Annotated in this window: 16 protein-coding genes and 2 pseudogenes; 11 read left to right on the top strand and 7 right to left on the bottom strand. The window is 41.7% G+C overall.

The window, feature by feature from the left end:
* Positions 1–4 precede the first annotated feature (4 nt).
* Positions 5–823 (bottom strand): biotin--[acetyl-CoA-carboxylase] ligase, encoded by an 819-nt coding sequence (locus V7K31_RS00155; protein WP_335091873.1) that lies wholly within the window; start codon positions 821–823, stop codon positions 5–7.
* 78 nt (positions 824–901) lie between these two features.
* Between V7K31_RS00155 and pgeF the strand changes: the two genes are divergently transcribed.
* Positions 902–1,693, top strand: coding sequence for a peptidoglycan editing factor PgeF (gene pgeF / locus V7K31_RS00150; RefSeq protein ID WP_335091872.1), 792 nt, complete (start codon positions 902–904; stop codon positions 1,691–1,693).
* Between the two features lie 32 nt (positions 1,694–1,725).
* Here pgeF and V7K31_RS00145 read toward each other — a convergent pair whose 3' ends face one another.
* From V7K31_RS00145 to csaB, 3 genes are all read right to left on the bottom strand, one after another.
* Positions 1,726–2,043 carry a hypothetical protein gene (locus tag V7K31_RS00145; RefSeq protein ID WP_335091871.1) on the bottom strand — a complete coding sequence of 106 codons (318 nt, stop codon included), beginning with the start codon at positions 2,041–2,043 and terminating at the stop codon, positions 1,726–1,728.
* 89 nt (positions 2,044–2,132) lie between these two features.
* On the bottom strand, positions 2,133–3,608 hold the full coding sequence (locus V7K31_RS00140; protein ID WP_335091870.1) for a glycosyltransferase family 87 protein: 1,476 nt from the start codon (positions 3,606–3,608) through the stop codon (positions 2,133–2,135).
* 454 nt (positions 3,609–4,062) lie between these two features.
* Complete coding sequence (gene csaB, locus V7K31_RS00135; protein ID WP_335091869.1) at positions 4,063–5,115, bottom strand: polysaccharide pyruvyl transferase CsaB; 1,053 nt, start codon at positions 5,113–5,115, stop codon at positions 4,063–4,065.
* Positions 5,116–5,304: 189 nt separating this feature from the next.
* Here csaB and V7K31_RS00130 point away from each other — a divergent pair, with 189 nt between their 5' ends.
* The 6 genes and pseudogenes from V7K31_RS00130 to V7K31_RS31715 form a co-directional block, all read left to right on the top strand.
* A complete protein-coding gene (locus tag V7K31_RS00130) occupies positions 5,305–5,640 on the top strand; it encodes a DUF2499 domain-containing protein (protein WP_335091868.1) in 336 nt (111 codons plus the stop codon).
* A complete protein-coding gene (locus V7K31_RS00125; protein WP_335091866.1) occupies positions 5,637–5,936 on the top strand; it encodes a DUF3593 domain-containing protein in 300 nt (99 codons plus the stop codon). Before V7K31_RS00130 ends, V7K31_RS00125 begins: the two co-directional genes overlap by 4 nt.
* 185 nt (positions 5,937–6,121) lie before the next feature.
* A complete protein-coding gene (gene hisA, locus V7K31_RS00120; protein WP_335091864.1) occupies positions 6,122–6,895 on the top strand; it encodes a 1-(5-phosphoribosyl)-5-[(5-phosphoribosylamino)methylideneamino]imidazole-4-carboxamide isomerase in 774 nt (257 codons plus the stop codon).
* 504 nt (positions 6,896–7,399) lie between these two features.
* Positions 7,400–9,040: a sensor histidine kinase gene (locus V7K31_RS00115; protein WP_335091863.1), complete on the top strand. Its 1,641-nt coding sequence runs from the start codon at positions 7,400–7,402 to the stop codon at positions 9,038–9,040.
* 199 nt (positions 9,041–9,239) lie between these two features.
* Positions 9,240–14,651, top strand: a complete 5,412-nt coding sequence (locus V7K31_RS00110) for a trifunctional serine/threonine-protein kinase/ATP-binding protein/sensor histidine kinase (RefSeq protein WP_335091862.1) — start codon at positions 9,240–9,242, stop codon at positions 14,649–14,651.
* Between the two features lie 978 nt (positions 14,652–15,629).
* Positions 15,630–16,034: pseudogene (locus tag V7K31_RS31715) on the top strand (IS4 family transposase); the annotation flags it as partial.
* Positions 16,035–16,140: 106 nt separating this feature from the next.
* Here V7K31_RS31715 and V7K31_RS00100 read toward each other — a convergent pair.
* The 3 genes and pseudogenes from V7K31_RS00100 to V7K31_RS00090 form a co-directional block, all read right to left on the bottom strand.
* Positions 16,141–17,166, bottom strand: coding sequence for an ABC transporter permease (locus V7K31_RS00100; protein WP_335091861.1), 1,026 nt, complete (start codon positions 17,164–17,166; stop codon positions 16,141–16,143).
* Between the two features lie 290 nt (positions 17,167–17,456).
* Complete coding sequence (locus V7K31_RS00095) at positions 17,457–19,106, bottom strand: ABC transporter substrate-binding protein (RefSeq protein WP_335091859.1); 1,650 nt, start codon at positions 19,104–19,106, stop codon at positions 17,457–17,459.
* Between the two features lie 368 nt (positions 19,107–19,474).
* A pseudogene (locus V7K31_RS00090) lies at positions 19,475–20,152 on the bottom strand (DNA adenine methylase).
* Positions 20,153–20,441: 289 nt separating this feature from the next.
* Here V7K31_RS00090 and V7K31_RS00085 point away from each other — a divergent pair.
* The 4 genes from V7K31_RS00085 to V7K31_RS00070 all read left to right on the top strand — a co-directional run bounded on the left by V7K31_RS00085 (position 20,442) and on the right by V7K31_RS00070 (position 24,536).
* A complete protein-coding gene (locus V7K31_RS00085) occupies positions 20,442–20,765 on the top strand; it encodes a hypothetical protein (RefSeq protein ID WP_335091858.1) in 324 nt (107 codons plus the stop codon).
* A 542-nt stretch (positions 20,766–21,307) separates the two neighbouring features.
* Positions 21,308–22,837, top strand: coding sequence for a photosystem II chlorophyll-binding protein CP47 (gene psbB, locus V7K31_RS00080; protein ID WP_335091856.1), 1,530 nt, complete (start codon positions 21,308–21,310; stop codon positions 22,835–22,837).
* 110 nt (positions 22,838–22,947) lie between these two features.
* Positions 22,948–23,055: a photosystem II reaction center protein T gene (locus V7K31_RS00075; protein WP_012409025.1), complete on the top strand. Its 108-nt coding sequence runs from the start codon at positions 22,948–22,950 to the stop codon at positions 23,053–23,055.
* 293 nt (positions 23,056–23,348) lie between these two features.
* Positions 23,349–24,536 (top strand): 30S ribosomal protein S1, encoded by a 1,188-nt coding sequence (locus V7K31_RS00070; RefSeq protein ID WP_335091855.1) that lies wholly within the window; start codon positions 23,349–23,351, stop codon positions 24,534–24,536.
* The last annotated feature ends 48 nt before the right edge of the window (positions 24,537–24,584 follow it).

Below are 24,584 nucleotides of genomic sequence, written 5' to 3'. Positions count from 1 at the left end.
AAATTTAAACGGAAGATTTATGGTATCCCAAACTGATTGTACCGGGTTCAATATAAATTTCCGGTGTAATTAGTTCCTTTGTATCATCTGTTTCCAAATCAACTCGTAAATTTCCTTGAGATGTCACCCCAACTACAGTACCTGAAAGATTATTAACGTACACTTTATCACCCATGTTTGTAAGCAAATCTAGATAGCGAGACAAGAGTATGCTTACTCCTTCTTGGCAAAGGCACTCCATACCGGATTCGATTCCCAGCAAGACTGTAGAGGTTAGCATTTCCAGACCAGAAATTGGTCTGAAATCTTGGGAAGCTTGCCAAGATTCCAGATTGATTCCAGTTTCTGGTACTGGGTTTGTCCAGTTAATACCAACACCAATTACTGCTTGCGTAATTTGTCCTTTGTTTACTTTGGTTTCTGTCAAAATGCCGCCTAGTTTGCGGCCATTTAAAACTAAATCATTGGGCCATTTTATCCCAACATCTACACCGCGCTGGCGCAATTGAGACGCAATTCCCCAAGCGGTAGCAAAAGTTAGCTGATAGCTGTCAGTAGCCTCTATTTTGTGGTCGAAAGAAATCCCCACGGAAACATATAATCCCCCAGCAGGAGAAATCCATTTACGTCCCCATTGTCCCCGCCCAGCAGATTGCACAGTGGCAATTACTACTGTTCCTGAAATTGCCCCTTGGTTGAGTAAGTCCCAGAGGGTTTGGTTAGTTGAAGAGACGCTTTCAAAAAAGTGGAGGGAAAATGGTATATGTGTATACTTACGCCCTGCTTTCAGGGCTGCTTCCAAGTTTTGCAGATTAAATCCCACAGCAGTTAACCCAAATTCCGTTGTTCAAGTTAGCATTGATTGGCTGATGAGTGATTTGCCGTTTAGGTTTGGTTGAAGATGCACACTTGGTACTGGCGCAATTGGGAAGGACTGCCCTATCTAACTTGTAGTATTCTGGAAGATTGGCATCACGGCTTCTTTACCCAACAGTTTTGGCCGCGATCGCCACAAGTTCTCACAGAAGTATTGCAACCAGAGGCATCAGTCTATCGCTTAAAGCAGGTTCATGGCAATACTATTCTCACCCCCCAAGAAATTGACAGCATCTTTTGCACTGATGGGGAGGATTTAGCATCGGCGGATGGTTTAATGAGCGAACAGCCTCTACAAGCTGTTTGGGTAGCTAGTGCAGATTGTACACCTGTGCTGATTGGGGATGTGAAAACTGGACGGGTGGCAGCATTACACGCAGGTTGGCGGGGAACTGCTAAAAAGATTGTGCCTCTGGCGATCGCTCGGTTACAATCTCAAGGCAGCAAACTCGATGATTTGAGAATTGCAATCGGACCTGCGATCGCTGGTGAGGTTTACCAAGTCTCTATCAATGTGGCGGCTGAAGTCGGGTCTAGCATTATACCACATGACGAAGAACAAAAAATTATAACTGCATTACATGAGCTACCAAATTCACCCTTGCTAGAAGATCCTAATCCGGGAAAGGTACGGCTGGATGTCCGGCGAGTGAATATTTTACAGCTGGAAAATATGGGCATTAGTGCAGAACAAATTGCGATCGCTCCTTATTGTACTTTCCAAACTCCAGAGCATTTCTTTTCTTACCGTCGGGAAAAAGAGAAAAAAGTTCAGTGGTCAGGAATTGTTAGCAGCAACAAGCTCAATTTCAAATAGTAGCTCGCCATTATCCCCAAACGAACCTGCAATCATAACCTGCCGCAGGTTCCTGTGTCGTTGAGTCGGAATATCGTAAGTTTTACTTCATTAGTATTGCCATAAGCATCATGGATTTTTTGCGTTATCCCTAAGAATGTTGGGTCAATGAGGTGCTGTTCTGTTTCAGGATCGATGGCAATATGCCAGTTGTAATGCGTTTCGATCAGAGTTGGACGTAAGCGCTCGAAAACAGCACGACACTTTATAGCAAAAGCATCACGTTGTTCCTGACAGAGGAGTACTTCTTCAGGTGCTAAGGTTGATGTTTGTATAATGCGGGTGCGTCGTGGGTGCGATACCTGTGTCATATCAATAAAATGTACGCCCTTGTGTGATTTTATTATGGCGTGATTTCGAGCGCTGACCACAGACTATCTAGATTTAGATTTCTGATGTTCTAATTTGACACCCGATTCAAAGGTTCAAATTTCATCACCTGTTTTTGACGCAGGGAACTAATTGCTAAGACTGAAATACTTATGGTGATTGCTAAAATGCCATAACTCGGTAGGGCGAAGATAGTTACTTTCATAATGTATGGCAATTCCCCTGCTTTCACGTTCCATCGGTTTGCTAGAGAGCCGATGAGCCAGCCATGAATAACTGCTGTTTGGATTGCAAGAGAGCAAACTCCTACTAACCAAACAGACATTCTTTTCATAGAAAATGTACAATGCCTAATTTGATACAGCAAATCATTTAGCAAAAAAACAACAGCAGGTATTAACATCACAGAACTAGTTTCCTGTGAATAGTTGATGGCAATACTCAAGCAAGAAACTAGCACCATTTCTGCTAAGTAGATTTTTTTTGACCAGCCTGTGAGAGATTGTTGTAGATACCAATACCAACCCACCAAACCAACAAGTATCAAAACAATTAAGTCTGAGAAAAGCTTGGCAACGAATGGGTTATTGGGAAAGAATCTCGGACCCACAACCATCAAATCGAGGCGACTAATCGAAATATAGGGGCTAACTGATGGATCATTTAGCCAGAGTGAAAATCCCCGAGCTGCATCCGACAGGAATTGTGTCAAAGAATTGCCTGTCAAGGCTAGACCTAAAAATATTAGAGAAGTAACTGTGACAACAGATATAAAAACTAGAGAAAACCGTCTTTTCAGTAGAAAATACAGAACGAATAATGCAGCTAATGTTGGTTTACAAAGCGCAAGCCCCAAGCAAATTCCTGCTGCAATATCCTGATGTTTTCTAGCGAAGATAAACATCCATAAGATCAGAACTGCAACAAAAATGGCAACATTACCAACATGAAGATCGCGAACTAAGCCATAAATCAAGGCAACCGAGATTGTACAAATAGTTCTTAGAGCTAGTGACTTCGACTCCAGCAGGATATTCGCTCCCCATAATGCCAAACCGATTGCTAATATATGCATTGCAACCCAGATTGTAAATGCAGTATTAATCGAAAAATAACCGAGAAACCAGATGAGAGGAATAATATTAGGTGGATAGACAAACGGTGGAATCAAGCCACATATCTTAGTTAGGGTACAGAAATTTTGATTAAATATCTCGACATTAAATGGACTCAAATGCTGATGAGCCAATTTACTCGCCACATAATACCACTGAAAATCCCATAAGGGTGGATTTGGTTGATTTAGGAAATAAACTAGCCAACCTGTATAACAGAGAAATCTTGTAACGACTAATACAACACCTGCTTGGAGGAGAAAGTTAACAATTGGTTGACGAAAAAATTGGATAAACTGTTGGATTACAGAAGATTTTAAGAATAAAGAATTTTTCCAGGCTGCTTTCTCATCATCTAATCGCCAATTATTTTTGAGAACTAAAGCAACTATAATTACTATAATTAGGTTCCAAAAGCCAAAACTTATCATTATAATGATCTCAAGAATTATTTCTGTATATCGTAAATAATATCGCGGAAGCAGTCGTTATAAACGATACTTAAGTATTTTTATGATCAATTTACAAAATTTTTAACGTTAGTCTCTTACCGCCATCAGAAGCTGTTTGAAAAGTCGTAGCTCAAGAAAACCTCACCCTGGTTTATGCTATGCAAAACCTGTCCCTCTCCTTACTAAGGAGAGGGATTAAAGTAGGACTCTTTGAGGTTTTTGTTTTGGGTAATTTTAAGACTTGTGTGTACACCGTAGCCCCGGTTGCGGGAGAGGCTTTGAAACCCCGATTCCCTTGTGGGGAAGGAACGTGGATTAAATAAAATGCAAAACTTCATCCTGTCTTTAGCTTCCCTCTCCTTTATAAGGAGAGGGATTGAGGGTGAGGTAAGCCAGGGACATAAATTGTATGTTATTTATTGGGATTTTTGTCTTAATTATTACAAAAAGCTTGACTCAATAACTCGCGGTGCATTAAAGCTCCATCCACCAAAGATTGGATTTTCTCTGATGATAGAGGATCACCATTGGCGTAATGCTCCATCCAAGTCAGACTAATTAAATTGGGGTCATCTGGTAAACTCGCCAAATCCCATCCAGGCATTTCCAAGTCTTCCATGAGACGATTTATTTTGGGGTCATAACTAAGAGCAAAGCAGCGACAACCAACAGATGCAGCCATAATCAAACTGTGCAGACGCATCCCAATTGCCATCTCGACACCGCGAAACACACCTTTCAAAAGTTGCGGATCTTCTAGAGATAAAATCTTGCTGACATCTTTAAGATGTGGTTGAATAGCTTCGGCAATACTTAAATCTTCGCCTTTTTGAAACGGCAGTAGTAAAATAAATGCTTGCGTAGCTTTTTGAAAGTCAACTATAGCACGGGTTAAGTTTGCTAGACGTGTTTCTGTAAGTTGGGGATGCGATCGCAATGTTACCGCAACTCTCGGCGCAGGTAAATCCCAAAGTCCTGGTACTGGTTTAGATTCCAACGCCCAAACTGGGTCAGGAGCTATAATACAAGGAATTTGCCAATCAGATAATAAAGCACCACTGGCGCGATCGCGGACACTAATTTTGGTACAATTACCAAAGGTTTGCCGTGCCATCCAGCGAGTTTGCGGACGCAGTAAGGGGCCAATGCCCTGCGCCCAAGCAATGGTTTTTAAACCCATTTTCTGCGCCAATGCCATCAGTCCCCCATAATAAAATGGGCTGATAGTACTGGTAACATCTTGAATGAGACTCCCGCCGCCCCAAATCAAAGCATCACAAGAACGTAAAGCTTGCAGTACAGGTAAGGGAGCCATGCGATCGCAAGTTTCTACATTGTAGCGATCGCGCGTTGACTCTGGATTACCAGAAAGTACTATAGGCGTTACATGAGATGGTAACATTTGCAAAAGCGTTGCCAACAAAGCCTCGTCACCACCGTTACCTTTACCGTAATATCCAGACAATAATGCCCGTATCTTGACCATTTTGGATTTTAGATTTTGGATTTTAGATTAACAACTTTTTTTATACAGAATATCTGTCATTGATACAGATAGCACACTAATTCACAAATTCTATTTTCAAACTTCGTAACAGAAGAAGATAAAAACTACTCTTGTACAGACGCGATTAATCGCGTCTCTCCCCACTCCCCACTCCCCACTCCCCAATCTATGCACGTCCTATCGATTCCCACCTGGATTATTCATATTTCTAGCGTTATTGAGTGGATTGTCGCCATTTGGTTAATCTGGACTTACGGCGAACTCACTAATAACCGCAATTGGTGGGGATTATCCCTGGCCATGTTACCAGCTTTAGTCAGCGCCATGTGTGCTTGTACTTGGCATTATTTCGACAACGCCGAATCTCTGGAATGGCTGGTAACACTTCAAGCTACCATGACCTTAGTTGGTAATTTTACACTTTGGGCAGCAGCGTTTTTGATTTGGCGTTCTACCAAATCTCCTAACACAGTTGAACCAAAACCTATCAAATTAGAGCAATGATTTCTAAAGAAACCCTGTTTGCACTTTCACTGTTTCCATATTTGGGTTTCTTGTGGTTTATCAGCCGCAGTCCGCAAATGCCGCGTTTAGCGCTGTATGGATTTTATGGGACTCTCGTCTTTGTTGCCGTCACCATCCCGGCGGGGATTTATGCTGTATTGCATTATGGCAAGTCTTTGGCAGATGTGGATTGGTTGCACGGTGGTGCAGAAGTATTTTTGACGCTTTCTAACATCTTGCTTGTGCTGGGTTTTGGGCAAGCTGTAAGGCAATTGAAAATAACAAATGAAAAATAGACCTCTTGCATAAATCAATAAATTTGAACCCCACCCCGCCAAAGCTACGCTTTGTCTCCCCTCCCCGCTCTTCGAGAGGGGTTGGGGATGGGGTGTTAGGGACTTTTACAAGAGGTCTAATATAAAAATAGTAAATTCAGCTATAGCTAACGTTTTAATTTCATTGAGTTATGAGGAAAAGGTAAATGGACGTAATTCCAGCGATTGATTTACTAGAAGGTCACTGTGTACGACTGTATCAAGGAGACTACGATCGCTCGCAAGTTTTTAGCGAAAATCCGGCTGATGTTGCCAAACAGTGGGTAGACCAAGGTGCTACGAGATTGCATATAGTTGATTTAGATGGCGCTAAAGCAGGTAAAGTAGTAAATCTGGGGGCAATTGAAGCGATCGCACATGCAGTGTCAGTGCCGATTGAAATTGGTGGAGGATTGCGCGATCGCACCAGCGTCCAACAAGTATTTAATTTAGGCGTACAGTGGGCAATTCTCGGCACCATCGCCGTCGAACAACCCCAGCTAGTACAAGAACTGTGTGAAGAATTTCCCGAACAGATTATTATCGGTATTGATGCCCGTAACGGGCTTGTAGCAACTCGCGGTTGGTTAGAAACCTCAGAAGTTTTAGCAACCCAACTGGCTGTACAGATGCAAGAATTGGGCGCAGCCGCCATAATTTACACAGATATCCAGCGTGATGGGACACTTACAGGCCCCAATATGGAAGCTTTGCGAGAACTTGCAGCAGCTATTTCCATCCCGATAATTGCCTCTGGCGGGGTAAGTTCTGTCACCGACTTGTTGAGTTTGTTGGCATTAGAACCTCAAGGCGTGACTGGTGTGATTGTGGGACGTGCCTTGTATACTGGGGATATTTTACTCAAAGAAGCATTACGAGCGATCGGGCCTGGGCGGATTCAGGATATTCCACCGAATTTAGGTTTTTCTACCTTTGCTTGAGATTATTTTTATTGAGAAAACCTGTATTGGGTATCCCACAAAACCAGCAAAATTATCTCGCAAATATTAACCCTTGACTTTTTTCAAAAATCAAATCGGATTCCTATATCAATAAAGCAAAAGGGCAATGAGACTTATTTTGTCTGCATCTTATATCATGTCCGCTTGATTACTTATTAAACCCGAAGAACCGAACGCCACCCCGCCAAAGCTACACTTTGTCTCCCCTCCCGAAGAGCTCTTAGGGGCTGGGGGTGGGGTGCAATGACTATGGGAATCACAACTAATTACCCGGACATGATATAAGATCCCTTACCTTGGGCTTAACCCGCCATATCTGCCATACCTTGTCCTAAAGGACACGCTACGCGAACGCCAAATTAAAAACCTACAGTCCAGAAATTTTACCAGTTTTACCAAGATCATCCAGTTTTCCAAAGTTTGTGGTTCAAATATCTGGGAACACTAACTTGAGGTTGACATGGTTATGGCTGATGTATGACGATGAAAATTTCTCACAAACTGCTTGGAAGCTTTGTTGGTATTTCTTTATTAACGAGTCTTGTTGGTGCAGTTGCGATCGCCCAAAACCAGAAAATTGCTGAAACTCTGGCGATCGCCGAAGCTCAACACGTTGCCCAAGTACTTGCTGTTTCGATCCACCATATCTCTGATGATTACGAATCCATTTCTGTTCAACGTTCCGCCGAACTGCAAGACTTGGTCAATTTGCTACATAATCTGCAAAAGCGCGACATTGTGGTGGTCAATCGGCAGAAGCTAATTTTGGCGGATACCGTTCCTGAAAATGTCGGCACGATTTTTGATGAGGACAAGGGCAATGAAATCCAGAAAACGATGCAGGATAATAACCTCAGAACTTTTATGGAAAAGAGCGTTGATTATCCCCAAGGGATTAAATCAATTGTCGTTCCCCTGACAAACAATCAAAAACAGGTAACTGGTGCCGTGGTTTTAGAGTGGTCATCGCTGTATGACGATGCGATCGCCCAAGCCAGACCGACAATGATTGTGATCGCTATCACCAGTTTAGGCTGTGTTATTTTCGCATTGATCATCGGATTTACAATTTCGAGCAGCATTGCCAAACCACTGCAATCCTTGACATCGGTGGCACGGCAAGTCACCGAAGAGTCTAACTTTGACCTGCAAGCCCCCGTCACGACCAAGGATGAAATCGGTATTTTAGCGACTGCATTTAACCATTTGATCAAACGCGTGAAAACACTGCTCACTGAAAAAGAACAACGTTCAACAGAACTTCAGCAAGCTTTAACTCAGCTTCACAGCACTCAACAGCAACTCGTTCAAACTGAAAAGATGTCGAGTCTGGGGCAATTGGTCGCTGGAGTTGCTCACGAAATCAACAACCCTGTCAATTTTATTCATGGCAACATTACTTATATTGATAGCTACAGTCAAGACTTACTGAAATTGGTTCAGGTTTATCAGGCGCACTACCCGAATCCGCCCCAAACACTCCAGGCAACTTTGGATGACGTGGATCTCGACTTTCTGAATGAAGACCTGCCCAAGATACTGCAATCAATGAAAGTTGGCACTCAGCGGATTCGGGAAATTGTTTTATCTCTCCGTAACTTCTCCCGCCTGGATGAATCCGAATTCAAAGCTGTTGATCTTCATGAGGGGATTGACAATACGCTGCTGATTTTGCAACATCGCCTCAAGGCAATACCAGAGTCTTTGGCAATTGAAGTAGTTAAAAATTACAGTCAATTGCCTTTGGTTGAGTGCTATCCCGGACAACTCAATCAGGCATTTATGAACTTACTGGCGAATGCGATCGATGCACTGGAGGAATCTGCTCAACAAACACAACCCGGTAAAATTTGGATTTCAACTCAAGTTACGGCTGATAATCGGGTGCAGATTGCGATCGCTGATAATGGTTCGGGGATACCTGAAAAAGTGCGATCGCGCATTTTTGATCCTTTTTTCACCACCAAACCCATCGGTAAAGGCACTGGCTTGGGCTTATCCATCAGCTACAAAATAGTCATAGAACAACATCATGGCAAGATGTGGTGTGATTCCACACTAGGAGAGGGTACCAAATTTATAATTGAGATACCAGTTCATCAACCTGAATCAATGCCGAGATGACGGAGCTAGTTGGTATCACTAACAATCCAGAGTAAAACTGAGAAGCGAGATTTCAAATCCCGATAACCCCTAACTAACCACATAATGACAACACTTGTAAACCATTGTTCACATCTGGGTGCAATGCCTTAATCTATAGCTGTAAATCCGGCGCTGTTTTTGGGAACCCTAGATAGTAAAGTCTCAAAAATTAAGCCGTATGGTCAGCATTCACGGGTATCATGTTAGCAAAGAACTATACAACGGTTCTCGAACCTTAGTTTATCGCGCTAATCGAGAGACTGACCAAAAATCTGTGGTGATTAAGCTGATGAAAACTGCTTATCCCAGCTTCAGTGAATTAGTACAGTTTCGCAACCAGTTTACCATCGCCAAAAATCTAAATCTACCTGGAATCATCCAAACCTACAGCCTGGAACCGTATCAGAATGGCTATGCGTTAGTGATGGAAGACTTTGGGGGAATTTCTCTCAACCACTGGGAAGGGAGAGGAAAGAATGGGGGGATGGGGGGAACACCACAAACTCTGATTGAGTTTTTACAAATAGCGATCGCTCTGTGCAATACATTAGATATTCTAATTCGTAATCGGATCATTCACAAAGATATTAAACCCGCCAATATTTTAATTAATCCAGAAACAAAAGAAGTTAAGTTAATTGACTTTAGTATTGCATCTCTGCTGCCACGAGAAACTCAAATCTTGATGAGTCCTAATGTACTAGAAGGGACACTCGGCTATTTATCTCCAGAGCAAACTGGACGGATGAATCGCGGAATTGACTACCGGACTGATTTTTATTCTTTGGGTGTAACTTTTTACGAATTACTAACAGGGCAATTACCATTTAAATCGCACGATCCAATGGAATTGGTACATTGTCATATTGCCAAACTTCCGCCTTTAGTAGATGAGATTAATCGCCAAATTCCGCCTGTACTCTCATCTATTATTAGCAAATTGATGGCGAAAAATGCCGAAGACCGCTATCAGAGTGCATTCGGGCTAAAATATGATTTAGAAATTTGTTTAGACCAACTCAAGGAAACAGGGAAAATTGAGAATTTCCCAATTGCTCAACGGGATGTGTGCGATCGCTTTATTATCCCAGAAAAACTCTATGGTCGTGAGTATGAAGTTGAAACTCTGCTAAAAGCATTTGATCGCGTTACCAATAATCAGACGGAACTAATGCTAGTGGCTGGTTTTTCTGGGATTGGTAAAACTGCTTTAGTGAACGAGGTTCATAAACCCATTGTCCGGCAAAGGGGCTACTTCATCAAAGGCAAATTTGACCAATTTAATCGTAATATTCCCTTCTTTGCTTTTGTGCAAGCGTTTCGAGATTTAATGGGGCAATTGCTGAGTGAAAGTGATGTCCAATTGTCAACTTGTAAAAATAAAATTTTACAAGTGCTGGGCGATCAGGGGCAAGTCATTCTTGAGGTAATTCCCGAACTAGAACAAATTATTGGTCAACAACCACCTGCAACCGAACTTTCACCCAGTGCAGCACAGAATCGGTTTAATTTACTCTTTCAAAAGTTCATTCAGGTATTCACCACAAAAGAACATCCATTAGTAATTTTCCTTGATGATTTGCAGTGGTCCGATTCTACATCACTCAAATTGATCCAGTTGCTGATGAACGAGTCAGGAAGTGGAGCTTTATTTTTAATTGGAGCTTACCGGGATAATGAAGTTTCTGCTGCTCATCCATTGATGTTGACATTAGATGAAATTGCCAAAGCCAATGCTACCATTAACAAAATTACATTAGCTCCCCTGAGTGAACCCAGTTTAAATCAACTAGTTGCTGATACCCTAAGTTGTTCACTAGAAACTACAGAAAAGCTCACACAATTGGTTTATCAGAAAACCAAGGGTAATCCATTTTTCAGTACGCATTTTTTCAAAGCACTGCATCAAGATCAACTAATTAAATTTGATTTAGATAGCGAAAGTTGGCAGTGTGATATTGCCCAGTTGAAGGTGTTAGCCCTGACAGATGATGTCGTTGCTTTTATGGTGTTACGATTGCGAAAATTGCCAGAACTAACGCAGGATGTTTTGAAATTAGCGGCTTGTATTGGTAATCAATTTGATTTGGCAACATTGGCAATTGTTTCAGAAAACTCCGAAACCGAAACAGCAATATACCTCTGGAAAGCATTACAAGAGGGATTAATCCTGCCACAAAGTGAAGTTTACAAATTCTATGTCGGGCGGGAAACACAGGATTTAGTACAAAGTTCGCTAACTGTAAACTATAAATTTTTACACGATCGCGTTCAACAAGCGGCTTATGCGTTAATCCCAGAGTCAAAAAAGCAATCCATCCATCTGCAAATTGGACAACTATTATTAAGCAAAATACCGATTAAAAAGCAGGGAGAGAGAATTTTTGAGATTGTTAATCAGTTGAATATTGGTGTAAATCTAATCACTGACCAGTCTGACCGAAATCAATTAGCACAGTTAAATTTGCTAGCTGGGCAAAAAGCCAAACAATCCACTGCTTATAGTAATACAATGGAATATATTAGTTGCGGGATTCAGCTATTGACAACAGATAGCTGGCAACAACAATATTCACTCACATTAGCCTTGTATGAAGAAGCTGCTTCGGCAGCATATTTTATAGGTCAATTTGACCAGGTAGAAGAGTTTGTTAGGCAAGTGCAGCACCATGCTAACGTCTTACTAGATCAGGTGAAATCGATTGAAATTCAAATCCAATCTTATTTAGCTCAGAGTCGATTTGATGATTCGATTCGGACTGCGATCGCACTGCTAAATCTCTTAGGTGTAAAACTATCTCATCAAGCAAATAAAACGCAAACATTCCTCAGTTTAGCCCAAACAAAATTACGACTTTTAGGTAAATCTCCTTTAAGTTTGATTGATTTACCTGACATGATGGGGGGCAAACAGCTGGCAGCAATCCGAATTCTGGCTAGTACGAATTCAACGGCTTATATTGGTCGTCCAGATTTACTGCCACAAATAATCTTGAGCGAAGTCAATCTATCGATGCAGTACGGCAATGCGGGAGCATCTGCATTTGGCTATGCCTGGTATGGATTGATTGAGTGTGGCATTTTGGGAAATATTGAGACTGGTTATGAATTTGGTCAATTAGCATTACAAGTTCTCGAAAAATTCCATAGCAAGGAATTAAAAGCTAGAACCTTCTTTATTGTTGAAGCATTTATTAATCACTGGCATCAAGCCATTAAAGACTCAATTGCACCATTAGCCGAAGCCTATCAAGTGGGGTTAGAAACAGGAGATATTGAATATGCTGCTTGGGCTAGCTATGGCCGGAGTTTTCATGAATACTTTATGGGGCAGGAATTGGCTCAGTTAGAAAAACAGATGGGTGACTATGCTGAAGTCTACACCCACTTTAGACAAGAAAAACCTCATACGTATATTAATTCATTTCGTCAAGCTATCTTGAATTTGTTGGGATCTACTAATCCCAGTTACTTATCAGGTGCAGTTTATGATGCACAAACTATTCGCCCATTACAAGAGCAAGCAGGCGATCGCACTGGATTGTGCTTTAGCTATGCTAATGAACTGATACTTTGCTACCTGTTTGAAAATTATACCGGAGCAGCTGAGGCAGCAATTAATGCAATAACCTATTTAGATGGGGTAACATCGACGTCAGTTGTACCAATAGTTTATTTTTATCAGGCGCTAACCCAACTGATTCTCTATCCAACAGCAACGGCTACAGAGCAAAAACAGATTCTTAAAAAAGTAATATCCCATCAGAAAAAGCTAAAAAAATGGGCGCATCATGCCCCAATGAATTATCAACACAAATTTTATTTAGTCGAAGCAGAACGGCATCGGATTTTGCTGCAAAAAAACAAAGCAATGGAATTGTACGATTGCGCCATTTCTCTGGCTAAAGAAAACGAATACATCCAAGAAGAAGCCTTGAGCAATGAACTAGCTGCCAAGTTCTACCTCGACTGGGGCAAAGAAAAAATCGCTCAAGTTTACATGCAAGAAGCTTATTATTGCTATGCCCGTTGGGGTGCTAAAGCTAAAATCCAGGACTTAGAAAAACGCTATCCTCAACTCTTGGCTCCCATCTTACAACAGCAACTTAATCGCTTTAAACTGAGTTCAAGCGTCGATAGATTATCATTTCCAAATCAAACCATCCACACAAACCTTTCTAGCAGCAATGTTTATGAAGCCCTCGATTTGGCCACCATCTTTAAAGTCTCCCAAGCTCTCTCCAGTGAAATTCAATTAGAGCAATTACTCACTACGCTTTTGCAAGTGGTGATGGAAAATGCTGGGGCACAAAAAGCTGCCTTGCTTGTACTGCAACAGGGGAACTTAGTGGTTAAAGCTGTAGCCACTATTAATGAAGGAGTCACCCTGGTATCTGTACCATTGTCAACCAGCGAAGGCATTGCGATTACACTGGTAAACTCTGTCAAACGCAGCTTAAAAACTGTTGTGTTCGATGATCTAACAGCACAAACTGATTTTATCGCCGATCCATATTTCATGCAGCAACAACCTAAGAGTGTGTTGTGTACGCCGATGTTAAATCAGGGTAAACTCATCGGGCTGCTATATCTAGAAAATGCGCTGACAATTGGTGCATTTACTCGCGATCGCATTGAAGTTATCCAACTGCTATGCACCCAAGCCGCCATCTCTCTAGAAAATGCCCGTCTTTATCAAGAATCTCAAAATTATGGACAACAGTTAGAGCGATCGCTGCAAGAACTTGAGCAAGCCCAACTACAAATGGTGCAAAATGAAAAAATGGCAACCTTGGGCAATTTGGTTGCAGGTGTGGCACATGAAATTAATAATCCCATCGGATTTTTGAAAGGCAGCATCGACAATGCCGAAGAGTATACTGAAGACTTACTCGCTCATATCCAATGCTACCAACAACATTATCCCACTCCTGCGATCGCAGTCATTAAGCATGGCGAAAAAATTGATTTAGAATTCTTAACTGAAGACTTACCAAAGCTAGTAAGTTCGATGAAGATGGCAAGCGATCGCATTGAAGACATTAGTAACAGTCTCCGCACCTTTTCCAGAGCCGATACAACCGAAAAAGTTGCTTGTAACCTCCATGAAGGGATTGAGAGTACCCTGTTGATTTTGAAGTATCGCCTCAAAGCTGACGAAAAACGTCCAGCGATCGAAGTCATCACCGAATATGGAAAATTACCGCCTGTCGAGTGCTTTTTAGGACAGCTAAATCAAGTATTTATGAACATCCTCGCTAATGCAATTGATGCCTTAGATACATCCATTCAGGGGCGTTCTTTTGCCCAAGTGAAAGGCGATCATCAGCAAATACTGATTCACACCAAAGTATCCAGTGACCAACGCGCAGTAACAATTTGCATTAGAGATAACGGTCAGGGAATGCCAGAGGAGATTAGATCGCGGATCTTTAACCACCTGTTTACAACTAAAGAGGTGGGGAAAGGAACGGGATTAGGATTAGCGATCGCTCGTCAAATTGTCGAGGAAACCCACAATGGGCGGTTGAGTTGCAATTCTGTGCTTGGTGAAGGAACAGAATTTCTCATTGAGATTCCAGTATATTAATGGCTACTACTCCGATTTCAAGAGTACAGAACTGTAGAGTAGATGAGGACGTTAGTACCAATTCTGTAAATCTACCTAGCGATCGCTGACTCATATATTAAGATTTGTATTTATTCTGTTAAAAGTGAAGCTTTCTACAGAGGTAACATTATCTACCAAACTTTTTTTGTTTCAACTGAAATTTTCGGCGATATGTTTCTGTAATCGACAATACCCGTAATGTAGATTAAATTGTAGGAGAAGTTCAAAATTTAGTTTAGTATTATGTCTACTCAAGAACAAAATTCCAACCAAGCATTTAATCAAACCCAGGCTAAAGCAGCAAAGAAGAAGAAACTACAACCTCCCACAGATATCAAAAAACCAAATAAAACCGAATAAAAAGCTTTATAAGCTAAAAAACATTTAAGTAAGTGGGTCAAATTAAATATAAAACCTCACCCTGCCTCCGGCTTCCCTCTCCAAAGCATCCCAGAGGGATTGAGGGTGAGGTTTGATCTTATATTTAATTACGCCTACCTATTTAACTTGCATAATTCAATTAAAAATAACTCTTGTAGGGTGGGCATCTTGCCATTGGTGTCAAGTTAAGAAAAATGGATGGCTGTCAAGAGTGGACAAATCAATGCTAAAAGTCAACACAAGGGTGTTGAAAAAGCCATGAGTAAACCACGGAAAAAACAAGGTAATCCAGATTTTCGCCATCGAGTCAGCGTACCGGCTCCAGGCAGTAAAGAGATAGAATCACGCCTGTTTGAACTAATCAGCTTAGGTATATTTACTAACCTCAAAGGGGTAAAAGACAAAGAACAGAGCTTGCGTTCACGAGTACTGACCTTACCAGTCATGGCAGCAATAGTGTTGAGTCTAGTGTATCGACAAGTACAACATCTCACGGATGTATTGCGATCGCTAGAAATAGAAGGATTAATCTGGGTGGAAGCAACGAAAGTCAGTAAACTTGCGTTGTCTCAAAGACATTTGACTAATCTTCTTGACCCACAAGAACTTTCAGCACAAGAAATTTGTGATTTATACTGACGACCTTGGCCCATTGAGGAGGCATTTTTATTGACTAAGCGATTGTTGGGCTTGTCCGATCTTTGGGTTGGTGGCACAAACGGTGTACAAATGTAAATATACGCTACTTGGATTTTCTACGCTGTTCTGAATGACTTGTGTGCTGATGTAGCCTACTTTACCGCCGTAGGCATCGCTCTACGACAGCCTATTGAACGCATTTCCGTAGAAATGGTGTTTCGTATCTGATATTTTTTTCACCGCCCACTTTTACTTAACCCTAAGTTACAACTTATTCCTTGGCTTGTGGAACATTATCCTTGGATGGGCTTAGTTAAAGCCGTCCGTCAACGTCACCGATGAACGGCTGCTCACTCTCTTGACATCTGGGCTAATGCCTTAACTTGACACCAATGGCAACATGAGCGCCCAACCCATAAGAAAGTTAGAAATAATTAAGAACTTTTTGCTAGTAGCGAATTCGCGGATCTACATAAGCATTTAAAATATCAATTAAAATGCTGGCACTCACAACGATCGCACCAAAAAATACCAACACTCCCTGAACTGTGGGATAATCGCGATCGGCGATCGCTTGATACAGTCGATTAGCTAACCCAGGCCAAGAAAATGTCACCTCTGTCAAAATCGCGCCACCCAACAGAGACGCAAAGGTTAATCCCAACACTGTAATCACTGGAATTAGCGCATTTTTCAAGGCATGGGAGACTAAAATCTTATTTTCACCAATACCTCTGGCTCTAGCGGCTTCTACATAATCTGCTTGCAAGGTTTGCTTTAAATTCACTCGCACAATTCGCTCAAAAATCCCACTCAGCAAAATTCCTAGTGTGAGACTCGGTAGAGCAAGATGGTGCAAAGATGTGAAAAACTGTGTGAAGTTTCCACCGAGTAAGCTGTCAATTGTATACAATCCAGTCACAGTAGTGGGAGCCGGAAGATTGGGCGGAAAGCGGTTGGAATTGGGAAACCAACCCAATTGCACTGAGAAAATCAACTGCAAAAGCATTCCCGCCCAAAACATGGGGAGTGCGTAGGTGATGATCCCAAATAAGCGCCCACCGACATCAAAATATGTCCCAGGACGGGAAGCCGAAAGAGTCCCAACCGCAATCCCAACGATGAGTGCAACCGCCATACTACATACTGCTAATTCCACCGTCGCCGGGAAATATTGCCCAATTATGTCCCAAACATTCTCTCCCCGACTCATTAAAGATGTTCCCAAGTCAAAGCGCAGTATGCTTCCCAAATAATTGAGGTACTGTAACCACAGAGGAAGGTTTAAACCTAGTTGTTTTCGCAATTCTTCTTTAGCAGCTTCTGGCGCACGTCCGCCGAGAATTGCATCTGCTGGATCTCCTGGTGTTGCTCTTAGTAAGAGAAATACAATAGTGATGATCGTTAATAGCTGAAGTGGTGCGAGAAGCAACCGAGAAACAATGTAATACTGTAAAGCTTTAGAACGAGACATAAGCAATTCAAAATTCAAAATTAAATTTTTGAAAGTATCTTGTCTGTTGACTGGATATAAATTACATACGAAGCATATTTACTTAGGAGCCAAGAGTCAAAAGTAAAAATATTGATCATAGTCCTTTCAAGGTGACTGTTAAAATCTCTTTATTTCTCTCTGCGCTCTCTGCGTCTCTGCGGTTAAAAAGTAATTAATTGAACCACAGAGGCGCAGAGAACACAGAGTTAAGAGGTTAAAGAGGAAATTTCTTTTCCAAAATTTTTATCCACCTTGAAAAGGCTAAATAACTACTTTTTAATTGACTGGTAAACCAGAATTTGGGTGGGGTTAAGTTGTACGCTACTAACACCTTTTTGGGCAAATACATAGTCTTTGTTTTGCCATAAGGGAACGTAAGGTACATCAGTAGTTACTTGGGTTTGAATTTCTGTAAAAATTTTCTGACGCGCTTCGGGATTTAGCTCTTTGCGCTGCTGATCAATCAGTTTATTTATAGCTTCGTTATAGTAAAACGAACCCTGAGTTTGACTGCCTCCATCTTCACATCCCTTAGCAAGTGAACCTTTGTCACAAGATAAAAACGGCTGGACGTAATTATCCGGATCTAAAAAGTCTGGATACCAATCAAGTAAAGCTGCTGGATATAAACCTTTGGAAATGTCTTTAAAGAAGGTTGGTCCTTCGGCGGGGGTGACTTCAAATTGCAGGATTCCATCCATTTTGGTATCAACAAGAGATTTGAGTGTCTGTGCTGCCAAACTACGAGTAGGCGAACTAGAAGGATACCAAACTTGCACTTTTGCAGGATTTTCTTTGGAGAAACCAGCAGTAGTTAACAACTTTTTAGCTTGATCAAAGTTAGCATCACCATATTTATCTTTGAATAATGGCACAGAAACTTTAAACGTCGTGGGAATCATGCTATAAAGCGGATTTGCTTGACCAAGTAATACTCGCTCGTTTAAAAGTGGACGATCAATTATTGAGGCGATCGCTTGTCTTACCTCTAATTTATCTAAAGGCTTTTGATTCCGATTTAATACCAGATAACTTACTACACTACCTTCAGCTGCGATCGCTTGCCAATCCCCTTTTTTAGCACCTTCTTCCAAGCTGCGAGTTTGATCTGGTTGCAGCGATAGATAAGCTACATCGACTGCACCTGTACGGAAAGCATTAAACAAATTAACCGGACTTGTTTGAATTTGGACGTTAACACCCTTGTTTGCTGGTTTTTCTCCCCAATACTTATCAAACGCATCAAATCGCAGTGAATCAGTGCCATACTGCGCTAATTTGTAAGGGCCAGTTCCCACAAAAATATTCGGCTTAAATTTACCAATACCTACTTCGTAAGCTTTTGGCGAAACTGCACACACCCCAGGAAACGCCAGTAGTGAAGGAAACGCTGCAAAAGGCTTTTTCAGCTTAATGGTTAACTCATACTCGCCTGTAGTTTTTACCGAATCTACATCTGCTAGCAAGAATGAGGGTTTTCCTTTATTTTCAATAAATCGCTGGATGGTAAATGCCATTGCTTGGGCGTTGAAGGGAGTCCCATCGTGAAAAATCACTCTCTGACGTAAGGGAATGGTATAAGTTAAGCCATCTTGACTGACTTTGGGTAATGCTGTAGCTAGCTGGGGCTTAATTTTTGTGCTTCCTAATTCGTAGGTGTAGAGGCGATCGCTCATATTAAACACCAAACCTAAAGATGCTAACTCATAAGCATCAGCCGGATCAAGTGTTCTTGGCTTTGCTGTTGTACCTATAGTAATACGACCATCACCTGTAGGGCTATTTACAGAACCGGATGGTGGCGTAGAAGGCTGAGGACGAGGAGCGCAACTAACAACTAATAATAAACATAGACAGAACAAAGATAGGAATTGTGTAATCCGACCCAACCGTTTCACGGACAAGGAAAACCAGGTCATACAGTTAAATTTTATGTAATTCTCGGTCAGTGATTATACTATATCTTCGCTAGTTTTATAGCACTTATTACAATTAATTACTAATTTACCCACTTTTGATACAGAGTTTTGCTCTAACAAATAGATATATTTGAGATTATTAAATAAAAATACTTACTTCTATAAAATCATTAGATACTTGAAATTAATTGTTCCCAGTTTTGATACGTAGAGTCAAGAAAACAGTAGTTTAATATAAAAATTTCTTTTCCCTTATATTGTTCGCCTTTAAAGTTATCTTGTTTTCTTTTTCCATTTTTTTGATCATCGGTTCTATTAATTGTATAATTCCATTCTTTGTCGTGTATTTCCAATGCCCAGTCATATAGTTATCTAATTGCGTCGCTATTATCATAAGTTATAAGAAATTTTATTCTTTGCTTATGTCTGTTTAATATTCGGCATAGCCTGAAATGCTCATCTTTAGAAAATGAATGAGCATAAAATTTATCTTGATCTGCATTGAAATAAGGAGGGTCAATAAATAAAAAAGATCCATCAGGTACAGATTCGATCACTTCTTCAAAGTCGAGATTAGTAATTTTAACGTTTTGAAGTTTCTCAGAAGTTCGACGTATATTTCTAGGCCAATTCTCTGGACGCATACTGTATTTTTCACCATATCCCCAATAACAGTTCTGATGTTTCATGATACCAGAGTAGGAGGTTATGTTGAGGTAAAATCATCTACCAGCTTGTTCTAATTTATTTTGTGGTATAAATTCATTTTTATAATATGGATGCCTTTCTTTAGTAGCAGATTCACCTTCTAAAAAATTTATTAACTCTTGGGGTTTATCTCGAATTATTAATAAGGTATTTATTAATAATTCATCAATATCATTGAGCCAATTACTATTTACTTTATCTTTTACAAAGAAGATAGATCCGCCCCCAGCAAAAGGTTCAATATAATAAGTGTGAGAGGGGATATGATTAAGAATTAAATTGCGAGCATAAAATTTGCCGCCGGGATATCTAAATGGTGAGTTTATAGGTTTGTTCATAATTACCTAAAGTATTCCTAAAACTATGTTGCTTCTTTGCTAAAATAGTATACCTAAAAATGTATTGTCAACTTCGCAAAAGACTAAAATTAGTCACCTCAAATTAGATATTATGAACTTGTGATTTTTTGTACCGTTCCAAGTGATCTAAGTAATTATTTTTCCTATTAAAACGTGGGTAATAACTTAAATAGCCTTAAGTTAAAATATCATTAGTTATACATTAACAAATCAGATATGTAAGATATGGTAAATAGGAAATAGAAAGTCTAATAGTGAGACTAAGACCGTGAAGTATTTCTTTCTATCTGAGGGATGGACAGTTGCTAGAGTCTGGGCATCTGATGGACTATGGCAAATAACTGCATGGCGACGCCAACCAGATATTCAGCGAATGAATATTTGTTTAATCGAACAAAACGAAATGCTATGGCTTTATCGAGTTGAAGAAGCCATTTTAACCGTGGAAGTCAAGCCAACAACACCAGTAATTGCCAGTAAAACCATAGGTCAAGTAGTACTCAAGCGTCTGATGAGTGCTGAACAGGTAATTGAACGCCTGGGTACGGCTGAGGCGAAGTGTCAATTGCAAAATATCCAGTTGGTGGTTTAGTAGGGCATTGGGCATGGGGCATTGGGCATTGGGCATTGGGCATTGGGCATTGGGCATTGGGCATTGGGCATTGGGCATTGGGCATTGGGCATTGGGCATTGGGCATTGGGCATCGGGTTTAGTAGTCTCCCTCATCTCCCCACTCCCTACTCCCCACTCCCTACTCCCCACTCCCTACTCACCTCGTAAAGAAAATATAAGCAAATTTAATCCCCGACAGTGATTGGTAGCGAAAAAACTTTCAGATGCTACGCGATCGCATCAATTTACACGCTTGCAAACAATTCCATCAATAGTTACACTTTTTAAAACATTCTCATTTTTGCTTGGCGATGGCTACCCTACAAGGTAAACCTCCCGAAGCGAGTAAGCATTGCCTCATCTCCCACGCTGTCTGACTTCTAAGACTAAGCTGTGGTAAGACTCTGGCTCTGGCAATAACAAAAAACAAGAGGGAGTTTTCTGAGTGTCGGCTTTCGTCTCTCAGAATCTCAGTAAGAAAATTGCTTTGTAAACTAATTCATCGAGGAGGAGCGTAGTCGATGGGACTACCCTGGTATCGAGTACATACAGTCGTTCTGAATGATCCAGGTCGATTGATTTCTGTACACCTGATGCACACAGCCTTAGTAGCAGGCTGGGCTGGTTCGATGGCACTCTACGAACTAGCTGTTTTTGACCCTAGTGATCCGGTTCTGAATCCCATGTGGCGTCAAGGGATGTTCGTCCTACCCTTCATGTCACGTTTGGGCGTCACCCAATCTTGGGGTGGCTGGAATGTTACTGGTGGCCCATCAACTGATCCTGGCTTCTGGTCATTTGAAGGGGTTGCTGCTGCTCACATTGTTCTTTCCGGTCTTTTGTTCCTAGCCGCAGTTTGGCACTGGGTTTACTGGGATTTGGAACTCTTTAGAGATCCCCGCACTGGTGAACCCGCCCTAGACTTGCCAAAAATGTTTGGCATTCACCTGTTCTTATCTGGTCTACTTTGTTTTGGATTTGGTGCTTTTCACGTCACCGGACTATTTGGACCGGGGATATGGGTTTCTGACGCCTATGGTATAACTGGTGCCGCGCAGTCAGTAGCACCAGAATGGGGACCAGATGGTTTTAACCCATATAACCCTGGTGGCATTGCGGCTCACCACATTGCTGCTGGTGTTGTTGGTATTATTGCAGGTTTATTCCACCTGACAGTCAGACCCCCCGAACGGCTCTACAAAGCCCTACGGATGGGGAATATTGAAACAGTACTTTCTAGCAGTATTGCAGCAGTCTTCTTTGCTGCTTTCGTTGTTGCTGGTACTATGTGGTATGGTAACGCCGCCACACCCATTGAATTGTTTGGACCTACCCGCTATCAATGGGATCAAAGCTACTTCCGTCAGGAAATTGATCGTCGCGTTCAAACTAGCGTTGCTCAAGGCACAAGCCTAACGGAAGCTTGGTCGCAGATTCCAGAAAAGCTGGCTTTCTACGATTACGTCGGCAATAGTCCTGCTAAAGGCGGTCTATTCCGTACAGGGCCAATGGTCAAGGGTGATGGCATTGCCCAGTCTTGGCAAGGTCACGCCGTATTCAAAGATTCTGAAGGACGGGAATTGACCGTGCGTCGTCTCCCCAACTTCTTTGAAACCTTCCCAGTGGTTTTGACCGACGCAGATGGAGTTGTCCGCGCTGACATTCCCTTCCGTCGGGCAGAATCTAAGTATAGCTTTGAGCAAACTGGTGTCACCGTTAGCTTCTATGGTGGCGATCTGAATGGTAAGACCTTTACAGAGCCAGCTGATGTCAAGAAATATGCTCGTAAGGCTCAAGGCGGTGAAATCTTTGAATTTGACCGGGAAACCTTGAACTCTGATGGTGTATTCCGCACCAGTCCTAGAGGTTGGTTTACCTTTGGACATGCCGTATTTGCTCTGCTGTTCTTCTTTGGTCATCTCTGGCATGGCGCTCGGACAATCTACCGAGACGTATTTGCTGGTGTTGATGCCGACCTAGAAGAGCAAGTTGAGTGGGGTCTGTTCCAGAAAGTGGGTGACAAGTCAACCCGCCGGAAGGAAGCTCTCTAATTTCAGTACTGAGTTATGAGTGCTGAGTTCCGAGTTAAGGCTCTGACTCAGCACTCAGCACTCAGTACTCATAACTTTAATTACTGGCTCGATAGGCAGGAAATCGTAATATGGAAAGCGTTGCGTACATCTTGATTTTTACACTGTGTATAGGTACTATCTTTTTTGCGATCGCATTTCGCGAACCTCCTCGTTTTGAGAAACCAAAAGATAAGTAGATCCTATTACCAGACCTTTAAGCAGATTTAATGTTAATATCCGTTGCTACTATCCTTGGTAGCAACGGATATTATTGTATTTGTCCTTTGTTATTTCTAACTACTAAGTAAATGACTAATCATTTTAATATTGTGATATAATTTTCCATCTTTGGAGTAGATATGTGTTAATACTAGCTTTTCTGCGCTAGGATGAAAAAGGTGTTAAGTGTAAGCTGCCATAAAAGCGCTTGCATAAGACATCGCGCTTGTCACCCAACCTTTACGGAGACTAGAACCAGGAACAAATTAGCATGGTCAATCAGAATTTAACCGCTACAGAAATTGGATTCACTCACGAAGATTTCGCTGCTCTACTTGACAAATACGATTATCATTTTAGCCCTGGTGATGTTGTCCCAGGAACAGTATTCAGTATAGAGCCGCGCGGCGCTCTGATTGACATTGGTGCTAAAACCGCAGCATATATACCTATACAAGAAATGTCTATTAACCGGGTAGATAGCCCGGAAGAAGTCTTACAGTCAAACGAAACGCGGGAATTTTTCATCCTTACCGATGAAAATGAAGATGGACAATTAACCCTTTCCATTCGCCGTATTGAATATATGCGGGCTTGGGAGCGTGTGCGACAGCTGCAAGCAGAAGATGCTACTGTACGTTCTGGCGTATTTGCAACCAATCGCGGCGGAGCATTAGTACGGATTGAGGGATTACGTGGCTTTATCCCAGGTTCTCACATCAGTACCCGCAAACCTAAAGAAGAATTGGTAGGCGAGGATTTACCATTGAAATTCCTAGAGGTGGACGAAGAACGTAATCGCCTAGTTCTATCTCACCGTCGGGCGCTGGTTGAACGCAAGATGAACCGCCTAGAAGTCGGCGAAGTAGTAATTGGTACTGTTCGTGGGATTAAGCCCTACGGTGCTTTCATCGACATCGGCGGCGTCAGTGGTCTACTGCACATTTCTGAGATTTCCCACGAACATATTGATACGCCTCACAGCGTGTTCAATGTCAATGATGAAGTGAAAGTTATGATCATTGACTTGGATGCAGAAAGGGGTCGGATTTCCCTATCTACCAAGCAGCTAGAACCCGAACCCGGCGACATGATTAAAAACCGGGATTTGGTCTACGATAAGGCAGAAGAAATGGCTGCTAAGTATCGTGAACAACTGTTAGCCAAGCAGCAAGGTGCTACTGCTGCGCCGGCTGCACCTGTGGAAGTTTTAGCAGAGGAAGAAATTCCCCCAGCAGCGGAACTTGAAGAAGAAATTCCCCCAGCAGCTGAACTTGAAGAAGAAATTCCCCCAGCAGCTGAACTTGAAGAAGAAATTCCCCCAGCAGCTGAACTTGAAGAAGAAATTCCAGTAGTTGCGGAAACTGAAGAAGAAATTCCAGCAGCAACGGAAACTGAAGAAGAAATTCCAGCAGCAACGGAAACTGAAAAGGAAATTCCAGCAGCTATTGAAGAATAATACATTTATAATTTTACTTGTCTTTAAGTAAGAGTATTAAATTATTGT

The sequence above is a fragment of the Nostoc sp. genome (genome assembly GCF_036917675.1).
In the GTDB taxonomy this organism is placed as follows: Bacteria; Cyanobacteriota; Cyanobacteriia; order Cyanobacteriales; family Nostocaceae; genus Nostoc.
This window is presented reverse-complemented; position numbering and strand designations above follow the sequence as displayed.